We start from the raw sequence: 16,635 nt of genomic DNA on the forward strand, positions 1-16,635 counted from the left end.
AAAAGATGAATGAAGAAAAATTAAGATTACGATTATCTGTTACACCAGAAGTAATGGAGTTTATAAAAGATATAAAAGAAGATCATCATTTTGGAAACAACGGTGACGTAATTTCTTATATTGTAATGGAATATAAACGATTAAAAAACGAACAGTGGTCACTAAATTATATAACTGAAGCTGTAATGAAGACACTAACTGATTCAATTAATGAAAATTTAAGAGAAGAATTAAAACGAATCCGATTAGGGACAAATAATACAGATCGTAATACACAAATTATAATTGAACTATTCAATGGATTGATGTTTAATCAAAATATTAACGATATTATTACAACCGATGTCTTGGAACAACCAGGAATTAAAACTGCGAGAGAATTTGTCCAAGAACAAATTGAAAATAAAAGACAAAGAAGACTAGATTGGGAATCTAAACAAAAAAAGAAATAAACTGTTTAACAACCACTAATCTAATTATTCCCTTAAAGGAACAAAAAAAGAGCAATACCTGCACCATGGTTGCTCTTTTTTATATTTAATTAAATCGATTGTCTTATAAAGTGTTTAAGCCTTAAAATTTGGGGTTTTACTAACTTCAAATTTTATATAGCAAGTTATCTATGAAACAATGGTTAAAATTGTTAGTTTTTAATACTATTTCCAAAACTGCCACCATTTCTTAAATTGAAGATCCTTTTTTCTTTGCCGATAAGGTCCATTATGTAAACAAAAAAATATTCACTAAATGTTGGTCTCGCAAAATTATTTCTTCTTGTAATTTCTCAATATAAATACAGTCTTATAGTTTTTTATTAGAATATCTTCTTTCCCCCCTCCTTTTAATCTAAAAATGCTAGACCTTAAGAGGTAATAAGAGTTTAAAAATAGAAATATATTTATATAAAGGAGGATATTATGAAGAAATTGGCATATTTTTCCACGGTATCTTTATTTTTTTTGTTATTAATTACAAGTTGTTCAAAAGAATCTAATGAAGATATTAATGATAAAGAGTATTCTTTTAAAACAGCCAAAAAGAATGGCGATGTTATTCAAATGAAAGATAAAATTTATAATGTAAAGAAAATGAATAGTTTTATCGATAAATATAATAGTAACAAGGGTGGCTCGGTAAGATTAACAAAGTATAATGAGAAAAGTGAGCCAGTTATCATTGACTTAATGGTAAACCTGGATTCAGATCCACATCGTGTTCATTATGACATTGACTATTCGCATTCTAAAATTAAGGGTAATAATGGAGAAATGCTTTCAAATACCCAATGTAAGAGTATTAAAAAAGTTGAAGATTCAAGTTATATCAACTATTCACTATATGGTTGCAACGAAATTCATGATACTGTTTTATTATTTAAATATCCTAAATAATATAGAGTGAAGTTATAGTTCGATTCTTAGCCGTTCATACTAATTTTTGATAATAAATAAATAATCTATAAAGAAAACAGTTGTTCACTTTGAACAACTGTTTTCTTATGAATACTATTAACTGTATTCAATAACACAATAAATTATAAATTTCAATTGCTTCGCCTATTTAGGTTCATCTAAAGAATTAAGTATTTCTAAAAGCTCTTCAGATGTAAATTCTCCTTCAACTTTTTCGCCAATTAAACAATAAAATAAATTGGTTTTTGGATCATTGAAAGATAGAGTTTGCATTCTATTGTCCGATGCATATGTAGCTTCTACTCCATTTGATAAAATAATTTTTTTTTGGTAAGGTACCCCTTCAAGATCTACTTCAGTTGGTCTATTAATAACATTAAATGTAATTTTTTGTTTACCATCATCACTTTTATATTGATGTCTATAATCTCTAGTTCCAGTTGGTAAAACATCTAATAGAGTCGCCACAAAGTCACTTCTCTTATTAATTCCCGGTGTATTACTTCCATTCTCTTTAAATTTAACTACTTTAGGTAATTTAATATTAGGAGATAATTTTTTATATAACTCTTTGTCAGTAGTAATCGATGTGCCTTCTATAACGTTTTTTTCAGCAAAAGCAGTATTGTTTTTGTTTTTGACTACAAATCCGCCTATTAATCCTGCCGAAATTGCAATAATAATAAGTTTATTTCTCAATTTCATCCGAAAACCTCCTTATTTAAATAATTAATTTAGTATTTAAAAATGGTAACATATCGATATTGAGTCCCAATATCACTACCAGCTTCGGCATAATCAGACATTATATAACAAGTCGTAGACATGATATTACCAAAAGATGGAGAAGGTGTCCAAGTAACAGTAGGATTAGTTTTTAGAAATTTATCATTAAAATAGTAACGAATTACAGCACCTTGAGTGCTCTCTGCAAATAAATGTTGATAGTAGGGTTTTCCGGAATATACTGTAGTTGAAATATATACTTTAGAAAGTTTTTTAGCCCCATACGAATCTACTATAATTGTAGATTTCTTAGATAAATATCCATTACCACCATAGGTCCCAGTAAAACCCTTTGCGTTTTCATAAGTACCACCATACTGACCTACATTAAATTGCTTGTAAGCATCTACATAATCTGCATTAGCAATTGAAAAAGAAGCTAAACCTAAACCAATTGTCATAGTCAAAGTCATCAGTATGGATTTGAATTTTTTGGTGATTTTTAGTTTCATAGTCTTATTCTCCTTTTCTCAAAATATATAAAATGGCACACATGAGTATAAATACTCCATTATTTATTAAAATATTCTAATAATATTTGATGTAGTGAAGACGAATATATTAGGAAACCATAGTTAATTAAGGTATGAATCAGTTTGAACAAGCAATACAACAATGGGGAATCATATGTTTTTAGGTGATTATGTATATACGTTCATTATTTATGGAGTACCAATAATTATATTAATTTCACTGTTTTTCTTTCTTAGAAAAAGAAAAATTAAATAAGGCAATAAAAAGATTGTTCTATGAAATCTTATTATGATTCAACAGAACAATCTTTTTTTATTGCCGGTAATGGTGTTTATGTAAATGGGATATATGTAGGTAAGAGGTTGAGGAAGATCAGTTTTATTTAGGATGTATGGGTAACGTGGTCTTCGTTATCCATGCAGAGAAGATAAAACTTCCAGGCCGTAACGAAGTGGAGGGCTTATGATTTTATAAATATATAAAACCAGTAAAAGGGATATAGGATTGTAAAAAAATGACGTCTGAGATTCAGGTTTTGATGCATTGAAACACAATAGTATCAAGGGTTTATAAATTTATAAAGGCTATAACTTCCAAATTTCCCACCATTTTTTAGTGGTTTTTTGAGTGGCTGCAACTTCTAACATTAATTGTTTTTGCTCTTGGATTGCCCTCATAGTTTCCATAAGTACCTGATCACGATTTGTTGTAGCTTTTCTCTGCTCCACTAATTCTTCCTTGATCTCTTTATTTTCCTTCTCTAGTTGTCCCATACGCTCATTTGTAATTCTTAATTCTTCTAGAATTGTATCAAGCTTATCATTCATTATAGATGGTGTTATAGGATTATAAAGGCTTACTGAATTTTCTTTTATAACTTGTTTTACGGCTTCTTCGACCTTCATAACTCCTTTAAGTGCTATCACTTGCTCAAATCGTTCTAAATCCTTATCAGTAAAGAGTCTAGAACCATTTTCTCCATCTGTTATAAATTTGTAATCATGTTTAACAAACAGTAAAGCGTACAGTCGATTATTTATCTATGGTCCTGCTAAAATGGTCACGGAATATCGCTCCGTTTTTCCGTGACCATTCTTAAAACGCCTCATCAAGAACCAAAACTCTAGCTTTTCACTTTTTACTGCATCATAAACTTCCATCCAAAAGAAGCACTATTTATTGATCATTATTGGACAATGTTTAATCCTCAAACTTGTTTTTCTTAATTAAATTGTCAAAATCTCTTTATAAAATTTTCTTTTTCCTTATGATACACTTTACTAAAAAGGAGGCGTTTTATTTATGGCTAGAGCAGAACAATTGTTAAAGGATAGATTTGTTTGTTCGAAATGTAAACATACACACGCTAAAACGAAAGAAGTATCAATGTCTGGTTCAGGTTTAAGTAAGTTATTAGATATTGATTATAATCATTTTTTATTTGTTTCTTGTTTAAATTGCGGTTTTGTTGAGGTTTACAATCCTTCCATTTTAGAAGGTAAAACACGCGGTGAGTTAACTACCATTCTTGATATTCTTTTTGGATAGAGAGTAGTGGTTCTATTATGATGATTTGGCTTGTTGTAGCTGTTCTTTTTCTTATTTATTTTATTGGAGTTGGCTTATTTTTTACACAACAAGTTTTGTTTATGAAAACTAATTCACTTGAGTTTATTTATCAGCGCGAGTTGGAAAATTTTCGATTTGATGAAGGATTATATCGTTCTGTCCAAAAACACCCCTTTTCTATTCAATCTCGCTATGGGTATGAATTAAGAGGGTACTTGTTTGAGCCTTTTGATACAAATAAATGGGTCATAATTACACATGGTGTTACGGTTAATAAAAATAACTCAATTAAATATGCTGAACTATTTTTAAAGCTTGGTTTTAATGTTCTTACTTATGATCATAGACGACATGGGGAGTCAGGTGGACAGACAACTAGCTATGGCTATTATGAGAAATACGACTTACAATCTGTTGTTCATTATTTAAAGGATTTAAGAGGTGAGATTATTCTTGGCATTCATGGGGAGTCAATGGGAGCATGTACAATGTTACAATATGCTGGTTTTGTTGAGGATTCAGCAGCTTTCTATATTTCAGACTGCGCATTCTCTACATTCGAGGAACAGCTTACATATCGTTTGAAAATGGATTATAAACTTCCTAAATGGGCCATCCTTCCAGTTTCTAGCATTTGGTTAAAACTTCGGAATGGATTTTTCATTAAGGATATTTCACCTTTACTAGCAACACATCATATTAAAAATCCAGTTTTATTTGTTCATAGTAAACCAGACCCATATATTCCGTATACACATACTCTTAAATTATTTGAAGCGAAAAGTCAAAATAAAAGAGAACTATTCATTGCTAAAAATGGTGTACATGCTATGAGTTTGAATGAAAACAAAGATGAATACTATTCGATTGTTTCATCTTTTTTAAATGATATTGGCGTTAATCATCGTTCAATATAAAAAACTGGACAGCGTTATTTTTCTGTCCAGTTTTTATTTATTAAAGAGCTGCCTCTAAAATTTTCAATGCATCTTCTTGATCTAATTTTTTAAAATTACCAAATGGGCCGTATTTAACTGTTTTAGCTGCCATTGCAGGTAGTTGCTCTTTTGTAATGCCGTACTCACTTAAACGACTTGGCGCACCGATTTGGTTCCAGAATGTGCGTAAAGCTTTAATACCAGCTAATGCCCATTCTTCTTTTGACATTGATTCTTGCTTAATATCAAATACTCTATCTGCAAATTGACAGAAACGATCTATATTTTCGCTCATTACATATTCCATCCAATGAGGGAAAATAATTGCTAACCCTCCGCCGTGTGGAATATCTGTTACTGCAGAAACTGCATGCTCAATATTATGTGTAGCCCAATCTCCTTGGACACCCATACTTAAGATTCCATTTAATGCCATCGTTCCACTATATAATAGCGTTTCACGTGCTTCATAATCATCCAATTTCTCCACTGCGATTGGAGCAGTTTCAATAACTGTTTTTAAAATACCTTCACAGAAACGATCTTGAATTTTTGTATTTGTTCCATGGTGGAAATATGATTCAATAACATGTGACATGATATCCACTGATCCATAAACTGTTTGATCACGAGGAACTGTAAACGTATTTTGAGGATCTAGTATTGAAAACGTTGGGTAACTAAATTTACTTCCCCAACCTAATTTTTCATTTGTTTCCCAATTTGTAATAACTGACCCAGCGTTCATTTCTGAACCAGTTGCTGCAAGCGTTAAGACTGTTCCAAATTTTAATGCATCTGTTGGGACTGCTTTACGTGTGATAACATCCCAAATCTCACCATCAAATTTTGCACCTACTGCAATAGCTTTTGTACAGTCAATTACAGAACCACCGCCAACAGCTAAAATAAAGTCAATATTTTGGTCTTTACAAATTTGTATACCTTTATGAACTGTTGATAATTTCGGATTTGGTTCAACTCCGCTTAGTTCATAAACTGTCTTGTCAGCTTCATTAAGAATACCTACTATTTGATCGTATAGGCCATTTCTTTTAATACTTCCACCGCCGTATACAAGTAAAACATTCTTTCCAAAGCTCGTAGCCTTTTCTTTTAACTTTTGTACACTATCTTTACCAAAAATTAATTCAGTCGGATTTGCAAATGTAAAAAATTTCATATGTATCCCTCCTATTGTTCAAACTTAATTTTAACTTAAACAATCGAAAGGATGCATCTTAAACGACTTTTGTTTCGAATATTTTATTATTTAGTGGGAATACTAAATAATCGTATGAATGATCCATTATTAATCTAACTTTCTCATATTTAAATCCTACTTTTTCATATAACTTGCGAGCAGAAGGTTTGTCTTGATCAACATTTAACGAAACTCGTGTAATCCCTTTATTTTTGGCAAAAGAAAGTAATCCTTCTAATAATTCAGTTCCAATTCCTTTGCCTTGATAATCTGGATGCACTGACAATGTATCGATATAAAAATCTTCATCATCTGCTTCCTTATCTACTTTAACATCTTGAATATTTAAATTACGACTTATTATTTCAAGCATTTCACGATCAAGTACTGATAATTCCAAGGGATGGTAGGCTATAATGACTCCTACAATTTTCCCTTCAAATTCTTTCACTAAACAATTACGGTAACTTAGTCTATTTTGTTCAGATTGAACATAATATTCTAAAATTGGTGTTGCTTGTTCATAGGATGATGTCCCTGTTAACATAAATACAATATCTTCAATCGCTTGTACAATTAGAGGGACAATTTGTTTGGCATCTTCTTTTTTGGCTATTCGAATCATGAATTGTCACTCCTTACCTTAAATTCTTCATAGTTGATCATTAACATCTTTTAGTATAAAAAGAATAACTTTATTATTTTACAATAGTTTCATGATAATTTCATGTTAAAAATTAATATTTTATTAAAACATTCCATTTATTTTAACATAAATGTAATATATAATAATTTAAAGATGTGTAGGAGGAAATTTAATATGTCTGATGTTCAAATTAAGGTTTTAGATAATGGTCCTTTACGTGTTACTGGAACTGTTGAGTTAGTTGATGCTGAAGGGAATACATATCCGCAAAAAGCAGCTTTCTCATTATGTCGATGCGGCATGTCAAGTAAGTTACCATATTGTGACGGTACTCATAAAGGAAAATTCGAATCTGTCGTTCGAGCTCCAAAAGAATCAGAATAATTTTATTTTTCTGGCGCCGATTATTGGGTAATTCTAAATAATCGGCTTTCTTATGCCCTCATACCTTTTTTACATCTGAATCATTCATAAAACTGTTCTAATCACATTTCTTTTTGGGAACGCACTATTTAAGGGGGAAAAAGTATGAAAAAGGCATTAGCTTCAGTTGTTTTATCTGCGGCGTTAGTTGTACCAGGTGTAACGGCATATGCTGCGCCAGATGCAAATGAATTAAAAACTTATTTAGTTAGTATCGATCTAACTCAACAGCAATTAGAGGAGTATTTAACCTCTTACTACGGTGAGTCGATTTCTGATTTCGATTCAGTTGATGAGTTAAAAGATACATTAGGTGAAAGACTTACTCAAAAAACATTAGATGCTCTTCTAGATGAATACGGTTACACTGAAGATGAAATAATCGATTTAGCAGTTTACTATGATGATATGGACGAAAATGCATCATTACTAGATACATATTATTTTACTTCTGATATCGAAAACTTAATTTATTTAGATGAAGATGAGTCAGGTAGTGTAGAAGATGAATTCCCTTCTATGGAAGAGATTTATTCTGCCCTTTCAGAGATCGGAATTACTGAAGCAGAGATTAATAATATATCTACACACTTTGAAAAAGTTGTGAATGATGATCCTGCTGTTGAAGCAAAATTAGAAGCATTATCAGAACGTGCATCTGCTTTAGTAGAAAATTATCCTGAATTTTTCTCAATGGATACTGAGGCTACTCCAGAAGAATTACCAGCTGCATTAAAAGTAGAATTAATGAATATCGTAAAAGAGCTTCAATCTACTTTAAAGATTGATATTAAAATTGCAATTGAACAAAATGGCGTTAAAACTCCTTTAACTTTTGCTAAATTACTTACAATGGACGATTCTTTAGAGTCTCTGGAAAATATAAAAGTATATTTAGAGATTGATGATAACGCTGGTAATCTATTATTAGACGCTTTCTTCTCATCAGATGAATTGATTGCTGATGAAGAAATCGTAGAGATCGTTAAAGATACTCAAAAAGCAATTAAAAATCCAAAACCAACTGTTACAGTAAGAACGGAAAATGGCGGTAAACTTCCAAATACTGCAACTCATACAACTGAATGGACAATCGCTGGTATGTTAATGATGTTAACTGCTGTTGTTTTACGTAAAAAGGTAATTGTTAAACGATAAGCTATGAATCGAAAACGAAAAGTTCTACTTATATTATTAGCACTCTTTTTTCTTGTCGGATTATTTTTTGCTTCAACAAATGCTTATTCTTTAATTAAAACCTATGTACTGTACAAACAGTCAAAGGATGATTTCAAAAAAGAAATCAAAACAGAAACTCAAACTAAATTGAAGCAAATGAAAAGAGACGAACCGCTTTACAAGACTTATCCTAAATTTGGCGATGAAATGGGTTCATTAACGATTCCTCGAATTCAAGCAACTCTACCAATCTTCCATGGGACAGATGAGGATGAACTTGCAAAAGGTATAGGTCATTATGCTAAATCTGTGATGCCAGGTGAAAGAGACAATAGTGTTCTTGCTGGACATCGAGATACTGTATTTCGTGGGCTTGGCAAAGTAAAAGTGGGCGATTTATTAATTGTTAAAACTTCGGCTGGTACATTTACTTACAAAGTTCATAAGATTCGTATCGTGGATAAAGATGATCGCACGGTTATTATCCCTAAACCAAGACCAACTTTAACGGTAAGCACTTGTTATCCGTTTAATTTTATTGGACATGCACCACAGCGTTATATACTTGTAGCTAGTTTAGTCAAATCAGAAGTAAATAAATAAACAAAAAATGCTTACTATTTAATAGTGAGCATTTTTTATTAGCGTTTCATATTTTTTATTAAATTTTTAGTGCAGCCCAAAATTTTTCGTTATTTAAATTACGAACACTCCACTTATAGTGTCCATCACTACAAGTTTTGGAAAAGAAATTTGCTGAATAAATACTATAAAAAAGTACGTACAAATGAATTGTACTTCTAACTTCTTCGCCTAATTGATTAACTACTTTATTTAAATATTTTTCTAACTTTATTTCACCCAACTCATCATATAAATCAAATAAAATCCAGCTTAATGCAACATCAAATAACGGGTCCCCATATAATGTCATTAATCCGAAGTCTATGACACCATTAATTTGTCCATCTACATTTACTAATAGATTTGATGGATAAAAATCACCATGTACTAATGCATATTCTCCTTCGTATCCAACTGTAAATGCATCGATTAATCGGTTTAATTTCACTTCGTAATCTGATACATCTCTTTTCAAATAACAATCTACTTCTGTATTCTTTCTTAGTAATGATTGTTTTAAAAACTCGTTCCAATCTTTTGAGGAAATATCATCATAATCACTTAATAATTTAATGCCTTTAAATTGCTTTTTTAATTGAATCCTTTGAATACTTAATAGTGTAGATAGATAGTTTTCAAAGAAAGAATCTAATGCTTGCTCATCATAATATGATAAAGCCTTTTGAATATTTCCGCCCTCAATTCTTTTTTCAATTGTTAAAACAACGTCCTTCTCTTTTATAATCTCGTGAATTTTTGGTAATTCAACATTTACATCACTTGAATTCATTGATTCATAAAATTGCTTTAATATTTCTAGCTTTGAATATTCACTTGGTTTATATAATTTTAAGACTCTCTCTTGATCATAAAAATAAACTTCTGCTTCCTGTCCCTTTCCTAAAAAATTCGCTTCGCTTATATTGTATTTTTTTAAAATGTTACCCCTAACATTTTGTGTGATCATCTTTCGTTCCCCGATTTCCCTTATTTATCTTTTATTTTATTTCCATCTATTTCTACTTCTTTCAAAATAACCTACTATTTCTTATCCGACAATCTAAATGATGTTCCTACTCTTCTGTTGATACCCATGAACCTTGTGCTTTTCGTATGTAGAGGATTTGCCCAATATGATAGGCATTATGAGTACATAGATTAGATAAAGCTCCCCACCAGCTTGCATCTACTGGGAAATTTGGAATTTGTTCATAAAACTTTGATTCATCTGCTTCTTTTATTTCTTGCTGCCATTTCGCTAAATTCTCGTCCAATCGTTCAACAAGCTCTTGCCAATCTTCTTTCGTTAAATTTTTTATCTCCTGAAAAGTTGAAGCATTACTTTCAATCACTTCAGTTGGGTTTTCTCCTTTAAACCTTCTCAACCATCGTTCATTATAGAAATACAGATGATTTACGATTTCACCGATCGTATGAGTAAAATCATTTTGTCTCCAACTTATTTTCTCTAAACTTAAATTTTCCAATGCTACACTTAACGGTTGAATCCAACTTCCAACATTTCGACAGGCTTCTAATTGATCTAATATAAACTCTTTTTTACTCAAGATCATTCTCCCTTTTTAATTTTATAGTTTACGATATGTCTTTCGTGGTTATTAATCTATTTACCTTTATTACTTTATGATTTTAACCTATTAAAAAATGCACTACTTTTTTAAAAGCAGTGCATTCTTGTATCTTTTAAAGAGTGATGGTTAAATCTTGTACTAATGAACTCTGAATAGATTAATTGTTGCTCCAGCGCCTTGTAACAACTTAACATCTCCAACAAAGTCAAACAGTTGAAGTGAAATTGTATCTCCAGCATCTAATGGTAAAATTATTTGACTACTGTAAATGGATCTATTTACTTCATTTACAATTGCTGATGCATTTATCGGTCTACCATTTACTAATATTCTTGTAGATACGTTTAATAGTGCATTTAAATTCACTGTGTAAGTAATAAAGTAATTACCTGGTGCCTCAACTGTTAATCGATCATTTGCTTGATTAATTGTAATCCCTTCACCTATATACTGAAATGATGGAAAACTTACAAGTGTCCCTTCATTGATAACAGAAACTGTTCCACCACTATTCGTAACAAATGCAAAACTTTCGCCAGGAGGTATTGGTGGAAAATGATGTCTTGGCGGTCTTGGATATCTCATACTATCACCTTTTCTTATTATTAGACATAAATCCTCTTAGGAGTAGCGTATTTAAGGCTTGTCTATATTTGTTATATAGTTTATTAATATGATAGTTTTTTCTTTTCGTTACAGCATGTTCATTAGTTTTTTATTTTTTTTAGTAGATTAAAAAAACTTAGTCATCGTCAGACTAAGTTCTTTAAAAATATATTGGATTACGAAAAACTATGACCTTTCAAGTACATTTACAATCCGATTTAATAGTTCATTTTGCTTCTTTAATTCCTCGTTTCGTATTTTACATAATTTATAGAAGTTGGAGATTACTACTATAAGACCTATCGGAATTGCAATGTAAAAAAGCATAAAAATGATTGGAAATATACTTAAGGCTGCATCCATTTTAACACTTCACATCCTTTATAATTTATATTTAGATTATGTTAGCCTATGCTATCTTTATGTCTTTAAAATAGGTCTAAGTAATAGATTGCAAAAAGAAACTATTATCAAATGTTCGAAAATCCTCAATATTTTCCATAAAAAAAGAGAGGTCCAAAATTTTGAACTCCCTCTTTTGCTAGTTATAAACTAAATTTAGCTTTGTTTTAATTTTTGTTTTTGATCTAAAAAATGATAAATTGCATGAGCTACGCCTGCTTCTTCATTTGTTTTTGTCACAAATGTACAGTAGCCTTTTAGCTCTTCTTTCGCATTTCCCATAGCTACTGGAAATCCTACTCGATTAAACATAGAGACATCATTAAAACTATCTCCAATTGCCATGCTCTCTTTTAAATCTACTCCAAGGATTGGTGCAAGCTTTAATAATGCCGCTCCTTTACTTACATTTGCTGCATTAATTTCTACGTTATTGGAGCTTGAAGAAGTAATGAGTAGCCCCTCTTCATGCATTAGTTTTAAACGAATTCGACTAATAACCTCGTCATTTTTGGAAAGAAATAATATTTTATATACATCAAGTTCATTAAAATCTTCAATAGAAGAATAAGTACGAATCTTTCTTAAAGTAGCTGTCAATTTGTGTGTCTTGCCAGTTTGCTTATCAGTAAAAAATTCATCATATAGTGTATCTCGACACTTTGTAAATGACCCTTCACTTGTACTAATAATAAATGTTTTATTTTCCGCTTCACATATACTTAAGGCTTTTGCAAAAATTTCTTTATCCATTGAATCGTTGTGCAAAATTTTCGCCTCATAGTCATAAATTTGAGAGCCGTTTAAACAGATAATCGGACAAGTTAGACCAGCCTCATCTAATACTTCCTTCGCACTTTCATACATTCTACCTGTAGAAATGACAACATGGATTCCTTCTTTTTGTGCTGCTCGGATGCTTTCAATATTTTCCATCGGTATTCCGTTCTTACCATTTACGAGTGTACCATCCATATCAATTGCAATTAATGCCATGTGGTTCTCTCCTTTTCTACTATTCTCTTATAGTCTGAATGCTAACAGTCCCCCAATTCTACTAAAGCACTCTTATTACAATTTAACTATTTTCTATTTTATATTTCATTCTTTATTATTATAACGCAAAAAAAGACCTTCTGCATTTTTAGAAGGTCTTTAGACTGTTGACAAACGCTCGCTTTCTTCGTTGCTTCGCCTGCCTGCGCGGTGCTCATTACCGTCTAAGGTAACTCCGCTCCTCACCAGGCTTCGCGCCTCGAAAGACAAGCGCTTGCAATCAGTCTGAAAATCAGATTTTTTGTACTTTGTCTACACACTGAGACCTTCTGCATTTTTAGAAGGTCTTTGGACTGCCTACAAAACTCTTTTTCTAACCTTAATAGAGCCTATAACTCTATCTCAACAATCTCTTTATTAACCAAGCGTGCGCCTTGTTTGGCTACGATCATTCCACTTGTAGAAGTGAATACATTATTCTCTACAATCTTATCCATTACTTGATTGATTAATGCTGGATCAACTGGAATTGTTGGATTGTCTACTGTTAGTGTAACAACCTTTTCGTTTTCATTTAAAAATTTAAGTTCTAATGTTTGAACCATAACGCTTTCCTCCTTTTTTAGAAACTGCTTAAAAGTAATCCATTGCTTACTACTTCTAGCTCTACTACTGGTAAATCTTGCAATGATGCTAAGGCATTACCAATTTCACTTAGTTTTACTAAATCAACATCAACTCGGACATTTTTATATGCCTTCCTCTTGACTATGATTTTTCCTTGTGCATCTTTTCCTGCATGTAAATTTACATACAATGTTAGTTGTTGAGTAGCAATTTGTGCCATTTTCAACTCCCCCTTTCGATGTATATGTACATAAAAAAGGGGGTGTTTTCGTTAATGGTTAATTATTTTTTCTATTTTCAAGATCCAATCTTCACGTCCACGATATCACTTAATAACAGCTCCATATATCCAGCTTGTTCTTCATAAATGGATAGTCTATTTTGGTGTAAATTAATTTTCCCTATTTTTCCTTTTACATTATGGTGATAGTGATCTTTATAATAAGTAATTTGTACACTTTCATCTTCGTGAATTGCCTGTTGAAGATGACGGTTCATTTCCTCTAATAATTGTTCATCTACATCTTTTTGTTGTTCATAATTTTGTGATACTTTCCAATCACGAAGCATTTTTACATGTTCCGGTAACATCATTGACGTCCATTTAATTGTGCCACGGTCACGAATCATCGGCATTCTTCTCCTTTTCTTCTCTTTTTATCTTAGGTAGGGTAGAACTAGTGGCTTTCACTTGCAGCGGAAAAAGGACAAAAGGAAATTTTTAACCTTTATGTCCACCTACTAGCTTGCTTCGGGCAAGGGCTGTTCCTCCTTCTGCATAAGAAACAGCCCAGAGCAAGGAAGATGATCCGTATTTTTTTCGGACTGCGTCCATCACATATCCTAAATTGCGCTTTTGAGGTTTTTTCTGATCAAACAAATTTAACTGCATGATTTCATCACTTACAATATTTGAAAGAGAAATGAGAATTTGCCGAACTGTCTTCCCTTCATAATATCGATCAAATAATTTTGTACAGGTTTCATATAAATCTGACGTAATATTTGTAGGTTCATCCATTGTATACGCATGGGAAAATCCTCCACCGAATTCCTCACGACTATATCCAATTCCTAATGTAATTGTACGTCCAGCCTTCTTAGCATTACGAGTTCGGCGTGCAACTTCTTCACACATTTCACGAATAACAAATTTAATTTCTTCGACTTTCGTATAATCTCTCATTAATATTTGGCTTTTACCAAAACTAATTTGTCCGTTCATTATAGGCGCACCTAGCTCAGACAGATCTACTCCCCACGCATGATGATATAGTTGATTTCCCATCACTCCGAATTTCTTCTCCAGCAAATGAAGAGGATATTTCGCTAACTGTCCTACGGTAAAAATACCCATTGTATTTAAAGTTCGTTCAGTTCTTTTACCGATTCCCCACATTTCACTAAGAGGACTCACTTGCCATAGTTTTTTTTCTACGTCTTCATAAGTCCACTCTGCTATCCCATCTTTTTTTCCTTCTAAATCTAAGCAGAGCTTCGACAAAAGCATGTTCGGTCCAATCCCAATCGAACAAGGTAATTGAAATCGTGCCATAATCTCTGTACGAATTTTTTCGGCAATCTCCCATGCATCCCCCCATAATCTCTTCACTCCATCCACCTTTAAAAAACATTCATCAACACTGTATACATGTAAGTCCTCTAAGGGTACAAATTCATTTAATAACTTTACTATGTTCGTTGAGATTTCTAGATATTTTGACATTGAAGGATTGACAACTTTGATTCGCGGATCTTTTGGTATTTCAAAAACCCTTGATCCTGTTTTAATCCCAAATTCCTTTTTTAACCGTGGGGAAGCTGCAAGTACAATACTTCCTTCTCTCTCCACATCTCCTACAACTGCTAAATAACATTCTAATGGATCTAATTCGAGCATGACGGCAGAACAACTTGCATAAAAGCTCTTCATATCGATGCATAATATCCGATGATGTGGCAACTCTTCATAACAAATGCTCATACATATCACTCCGATTTCCCAAAAAATAGCAGAACTAATGTTCTTATTTTTATTATAAACATATATTAAACGAATATACGTTCGATTTCAATAAATTTTTTACACTTGGAACAATACAAAATTTTAGCTATACTAAAAATTAACTTAAGAAAGGAAAGACTAAAAGTGGATGGACAGTTTGTAAAGCAAATGATTAAACGAGCGTTAATGCAATATAGAGGAGAGCACGAACAGTGGATTACAGCAAATCTACTAGATGAACTATACGATCAAATCGTTACTAAACAATTAAATGGTGAATATGAATTACATGAATTAGTACAAGATATTGTTTACGAATACATAACAAATTATGCTTAAGCAACCCGAAAAAACCCGAGAAAGAACGGCCAGTTCTCTCTCGGGTTTTATGAATTGATAAATGATATTTCACTCGTAATGCCATCTTCTTCATCAAACCCAATAATGATTTCCATTGCATAGGATGAAAAACGATGAATCTCTTCCAAGTAAAAACCAATTGCGTCAGATATTTGTTGCTCATCATACAATACGTTCCGATGATTTGCCGAAACTTGACAGCTTACCCCGTCATTCTCATCAAATTGAAACTCAATTTGCACACTTTCTGGGCGAATTCTTTCTAAATCAGCCACATATACACAAATTGCATTGGCAACATCTTGTTCATCAAAATAGATTTTCACAATTCACCTCAAAAAGTGGAAAGTTAATAGCGGTTTCTACGAAAAATTTTCTTAATAAACCAAATAATCACTATGATGACTAAAATGTCTAATAGTAATCCGAAAAATGAAAAGCCAAACTGCTGACCACCATAGTAGCCACCAAAGGGGTTTAGCATCGAACCAAAAAGAGAGCCTAACCCAAATGCACCTGCATACCCTAAAAAATTCCTTCCAGGACTTCTATAAGATCGATAACTCGACCTAGGTGCTGTTGGTCGATAACTTCTATTAGAACGATACGATCTCCTAATTGCAAGATGCGTTGATGGTTGTTTGCTAGAAGCAAACGAATTCGTATTCACCTTAATACGTTGATTGTTATACGTATGACTACTTGCATCAACCGGGATTGACAAAGCAAGCATAAAAAACAAAATCGACATGGATAGTAGAGAATTTATTTTTTTCAATATTGACCCTTCTT

Annotated in this window: 23 protein-coding genes; 8 read left to right on the forward strand and 15 right to left on the reverse strand. The window is 32.0% G+C overall.

Annotated features, from left to right (window positions below):
• The first annotated feature begins 5 nt into the window (after nucleotides 1-5).
• Complete coding sequence (locus CN925_RS05905) at nucleotides 6-452, forward strand: hypothetical protein (protein WP_098845327.1); 447 nt, start codon at nucleotides 6-8, stop codon at nucleotides 450-452.
• 465 nt (nucleotides 453-917) lie between these two features.
• A complete protein-coding gene (locus CN925_RS05910) occupies nucleotides 918-1,391 on the forward strand; it encodes a DUF4362 domain-containing protein (RefSeq protein WP_098845328.1) in 474 nt (157 codons plus the stop codon).
• Between the two features lie 165 nt (nucleotides 1,392-1,556).
• Here the strand turns inward: CN925_RS05910 and CN925_RS05915 are convergent, their stop codons facing one another.
• The 3 genes from CN925_RS05915 to CN925_RS05925 all read right to left on the reverse strand — a co-directional run bounded on the left by CN925_RS05915 (nucleotide 1,557) and on the right by CN925_RS05925 (nucleotide 3,577).
• Entirely contained in the window at nucleotides 1,557-2,117 is a 561-nt protein-coding gene (locus CN925_RS05915) for a DUF4367 domain-containing protein (protein ID WP_098845329.1), read from the reverse strand.
• Nucleotides 2,118-2,146: 29 nt separating this feature from the next.
• Nucleotides 2,147-2,599: a hypothetical protein gene (locus CN925_RS05920; RefSeq protein ID WP_142339194.1), complete on the reverse strand. Its 453-nt coding sequence runs from the start codon at nucleotides 2,597-2,599 to the stop codon at nucleotides 2,147-2,149.
• Between the two features lie 657 nt (nucleotides 2,600-3,256).
• A complete protein-coding gene (locus CN925_RS05925) occupies nucleotides 3,257-3,577 on the reverse strand; it encodes a DUF3967 domain-containing protein (RefSeq protein WP_098845331.1) in 321 nt (106 codons plus the stop codon).
• Between the two features lie 397 nt (nucleotides 3,578-3,974).
• Here CN925_RS05925 and CN925_RS05930 point away from each other — a divergent pair, with 397 nt between their 5' ends.
• Together CN925_RS05930 and CN925_RS05935 are read left to right on the forward strand one after the other, a co-directional pair.
• A complete protein-coding gene (locus CN925_RS05930; protein WP_098845332.1) occupies nucleotides 3,975-4,220 on the forward strand; it encodes a zinc ribbon domain-containing protein in 246 nt (81 codons plus the stop codon).
• Nucleotides 4,221-4,240: 20 nt separating this feature from the next.
• Entirely contained in the window at nucleotides 4,241-5,158 is a 918-nt protein-coding gene (locus CN925_RS05935; RefSeq protein WP_483295170.1) for an alpha/beta hydrolase, read from the forward strand.
• Nucleotides 5,159-5,198: 40 nt separating this feature from the next.
• Here the strand turns inward: CN925_RS05935 and CN925_RS05940 are convergent, their stop codons facing one another.
• Both CN925_RS05940 and CN925_RS05945 read right to left on the reverse strand, forming a co-directional pair.
• Complete coding sequence (locus CN925_RS05940) at nucleotides 5,199-6,362, reverse strand: iron-containing alcohol dehydrogenase (protein ID WP_098845334.1); 1,164 nt, start codon at nucleotides 6,360-6,362, stop codon at nucleotides 5,199-5,201.
• Nucleotides 6,363-6,420: 58 nt separating this feature from the next.
• Nucleotides 6,421-7,008, reverse strand: a complete 588-nt coding sequence (locus CN925_RS05945) for a GNAT family N-acetyltransferase (protein WP_098845335.1) — start codon at nucleotides 7,006-7,008, stop codon at nucleotides 6,421-6,423.
• Nucleotides 7,009-7,203: 195 nt separating this feature from the next.
• Between CN925_RS05945 and CN925_RS05950 the strand changes: the two genes are divergently transcribed.
• The 3 genes from CN925_RS05950 (at nucleotide 7,204) to CN925_RS05960 (ending at nucleotide 9,234) form a co-directional block, all read left to right on the forward strand.
• Complete coding sequence (locus CN925_RS05950; protein WP_069033382.1) at nucleotides 7,204-7,413, forward strand: CDGSH iron-sulfur domain-containing protein; 210 nt, start codon at nucleotides 7,204-7,206, stop codon at nucleotides 7,411-7,413.
• A gap of 144 nt (nucleotides 7,414-7,557) precedes the next feature.
• Nucleotides 7,558-8,610: a processed acidic surface protein gene (locus tag CN925_RS05955; RefSeq protein WP_098845336.1), complete on the forward strand. Its 1,053-nt coding sequence runs from the start codon at nucleotides 7,558-7,560 to the stop codon at nucleotides 8,608-8,610.
• Nucleotides 8,611-8,613: 3 nt separating this feature from the next.
• Nucleotides 8,614-9,234 carry a class D sortase gene (locus CN925_RS05960; RefSeq protein WP_098845337.1) on the forward strand — a complete coding sequence of 207 codons (621 nt, stop codon included), beginning with the start codon at nucleotides 8,614-8,616 and terminating at the stop codon, nucleotides 9,232-9,234.
• 58 nt (nucleotides 9,235-9,292) lie between these two features.
• On the opposite strand, the gene CN925_RS05965 is transcribed toward CN925_RS05960, so the two are convergent.
• The 8 genes from CN925_RS05965 to CN925_RS06000 all read right to left on the reverse strand — a co-directional run bounded on the left by CN925_RS05965 (nucleotide 9,293) and on the right by CN925_RS06000 (nucleotide 15,462).
• Nucleotides 9,293-10,222, reverse strand: coding sequence for an aminoglycoside phosphotransferase family protein (locus tag CN925_RS05965; protein ID WP_098845338.1), 930 nt, complete (start codon nucleotides 10,220-10,222; stop codon nucleotides 9,293-9,295).
• A gap of 106 nt (nucleotides 10,223-10,328) precedes the next feature.
• On the reverse strand, nucleotides 10,329-10,823 hold the full coding sequence (locus tag CN925_RS05970) for a DinB family protein (protein ID WP_180232868.1): 495 nt from the start codon (nucleotides 10,821-10,823) through the stop codon (nucleotides 10,329-10,331).
• Between the two features lie 162 nt (nucleotides 10,824-10,985).
• The gene (locus tag CN925_RS05975) at nucleotides 10,986-11,432 is read right to left on the reverse strand and encodes a BclA C-terminal domain-containing protein (RefSeq protein ID WP_098845340.1); all 447 of its coding nucleotides are present in this window, start codon (nucleotides 11,430-11,432) and stop codon (nucleotides 10,986-10,988) included.
• A 579-nt stretch (nucleotides 11,433-12,011) separates the two neighbouring features.
• Nucleotides 12,012-12,851, reverse strand: coding sequence for a Cof-type HAD-IIB family hydrolase (locus tag CN925_RS05980; protein WP_098845341.1), 840 nt, complete (start codon nucleotides 12,849-12,851; stop codon nucleotides 12,012-12,014).
• A gap of 389 nt (nucleotides 12,852-13,240) precedes the next feature.
• The gene (locus CN925_RS05985; protein ID WP_098845342.1) at nucleotides 13,241-13,456 is read right to left on the reverse strand and encodes a DUF2922 domain-containing protein; all 216 of its coding nucleotides are present in this window, start codon (nucleotides 13,454-13,456) and stop codon (nucleotides 13,241-13,243) included.
• 17 nt (nucleotides 13,457-13,473) lie between these two features.
• On the reverse strand, nucleotides 13,474-13,698 hold the full coding sequence (locus tag CN925_RS05990) for a DUF1659 domain-containing protein (protein WP_098845343.1): 225 nt from the start codon (nucleotides 13,696-13,698) through the stop codon (nucleotides 13,474-13,476).
• Nucleotides 13,699-13,775: 77 nt separating this feature from the next.
• Nucleotides 13,776-14,108: a YolD-like family protein gene (locus CN925_RS05995; RefSeq protein WP_056475525.1), complete on the reverse strand. Its 333-nt coding sequence runs from the start codon at nucleotides 14,106-14,108 to the stop codon at nucleotides 13,776-13,778.
• 91 nt (nucleotides 14,109-14,199) lie between these two features.
• A complete protein-coding gene (locus CN925_RS06000; protein WP_098845344.1) occupies nucleotides 14,200-15,462 on the reverse strand; it encodes a Y-family DNA polymerase in 1,263 nt (420 codons plus the stop codon).
• 165 nt (nucleotides 15,463-15,627) lie between these two features.
• Here CN925_RS06000 and CN925_RS06005 point away from each other — a divergent pair, with 165 nt between their 5' ends.
• Nucleotides 15,628-15,822: a YqzH family protein gene (locus tag CN925_RS06005; protein ID WP_098845345.1), complete on the forward strand. Its 195-nt coding sequence runs from the start codon at nucleotides 15,628-15,630 to the stop codon at nucleotides 15,820-15,822.
• Nucleotides 15,823-15,869: 47 nt separating this feature from the next.
• Here the strand turns inward: CN925_RS06005 and CN925_RS06010 are convergent, their stop codons facing one another.
• Nucleotides 15,870-16,169 (reverse strand): DUF2653 family protein, encoded by a 300-nt coding sequence (locus CN925_RS06010; RefSeq protein WP_180232869.1) that lies wholly within the window; start codon nucleotides 16,167-16,169, stop codon nucleotides 15,870-15,872.
• Between the two features lie 23 nt (nucleotides 16,170-16,192).
• On the reverse strand, nucleotides 16,193-16,621 hold the full coding sequence (locus CN925_RS06015; RefSeq protein WP_098845347.1) for a hypothetical protein: 429 nt from the start codon (nucleotides 16,619-16,621) through the stop codon (nucleotides 16,193-16,195).
• Nucleotides 16,622-16,635 lie beyond the last annotated feature (14 nt).

It is taken from the genome of Bacillus sp. AFS055030, assembly GCF_002574545.1.
Classification (GTDB): domain Bacteria; phylum Bacillota; class Bacilli; order Bacillales; family Bacillaceae_G; genus Gottfriedia.

Bases quoted from the DNA above. Each gene is read 5' to 3' on its own strand.
- CN925_RS05905 (WP_098845327.1), top strand. From the start codon at position 6: ATGAATGAAGAAAAATTAAGATTACGATTATCTGTTACACCAGAAGTA.
- CN925_RS05910 (WP_098845328.1), top strand. From the start codon at position 918: ATGAAGAAATTGGCATATTTTTCCACGGTATCTTTATTTTTTTTGTTA.
- CN925_RS05915 (WP_098845329.1), bottom strand. From the start codon at position 2,117: ATGAAATTGAGAAATAAACTTATTATTATTGCAATTTCGGCAGGATTA.
- CN925_RS05920 (WP_142339194.1), bottom strand. From the start codon at position 2,599: ATGACAATTGGTTTAGGTTTAGCTTCTTTTTCAATTGCTAATGCAGAT.
- CN925_RS05925 (WP_098845331.1), bottom strand. From the start codon at position 3,577: ATGAAGGTCGAAGAAGCCGTAAAACAAGTTATAAAAGAAAATTCAGTA.
- CN925_RS05930 (WP_098845332.1), top strand. From the start codon at position 3,975: ATGGCTAGAGCAGAACAATTGTTAAAGGATAGATTTGTTTGTTCGAAA.
- CN925_RS05935 (WP_483295170.1), top strand. From the start codon at position 4,241: ATGATTTGGCTTGTTGTAGCTGTTCTTTTTCTTATTTATTTTATTGGA.
- CN925_RS05940 (WP_098845334.1), bottom strand. From the start codon at position 6,362: ATGAAATTTTTTACATTTGCAAATCCGACTGAATTAATTTTTGGTAAA.
- CN925_RS05945 (WP_098845335.1), bottom strand. From the start codon at position 7,008: ATGATTCGAATAGCCAAAAAAGAAGATGCCAAACAAATTGTCCCTCTA.
- CN925_RS05950 (WP_069033382.1), top strand. From the start codon at position 7,204: ATGTCTGATGTTCAAATTAAGGTTTTAGATAATGGTCCTTTACGTGTT.
- CN925_RS05955 (WP_098845336.1), top strand. From the start codon at position 7,558: ATGAAAAAGGCATTAGCTTCAGTTGTTTTATCTGCGGCGTTAGTTGTA.
- CN925_RS05960 (WP_098845337.1), top strand. From the start codon at position 8,614: ATGAATCGAAAACGAAAAGTTCTACTTATATTATTAGCACTCTTTTTT.
- CN925_RS05965 (WP_098845338.1), bottom strand. From the start codon at position 10,222: ATGATCACACAAAATGTTAGGGGTAACATTTTAAAAAAATACAATATA.
- CN925_RS05975 (WP_098845340.1), bottom strand. From the start codon at position 11,432: ATGAGATATCCAAGACCGCCAAGACATCATTTTCCACCAATACCTCCT.
- CN925_RS05980 (WP_098845341.1), bottom strand. From the start codon at position 12,851: ATGGCATTAATTGCAATTGATATGGATGGTACACTCGTAAATGGTAAG.
- CN925_RS05985 (WP_098845342.1), bottom strand. From the start codon at position 13,456: ATGGTTCAAACATTAGAACTTAAATTTTTAAATGAAAACGAAAAGGTT.
- CN925_RS05990 (WP_098845343.1), bottom strand. From the start codon at position 13,698: ATGGCACAAATTGCTACTCAACAACTAACATTGTATGTAAATTTACAT.
- CN925_RS05995 (WP_056475525.1), bottom strand. From the start codon at position 14,108: ATGATTCGTGACCGTGGCACAATTAAATGGACGTCAATGATGTTACCG.
- CN925_RS06000 (WP_098845344.1), bottom strand. From the start codon at position 15,462: ATGAGCATTTGTTATGAAGAGTTGCCACATCATCGGATATTATGCATC.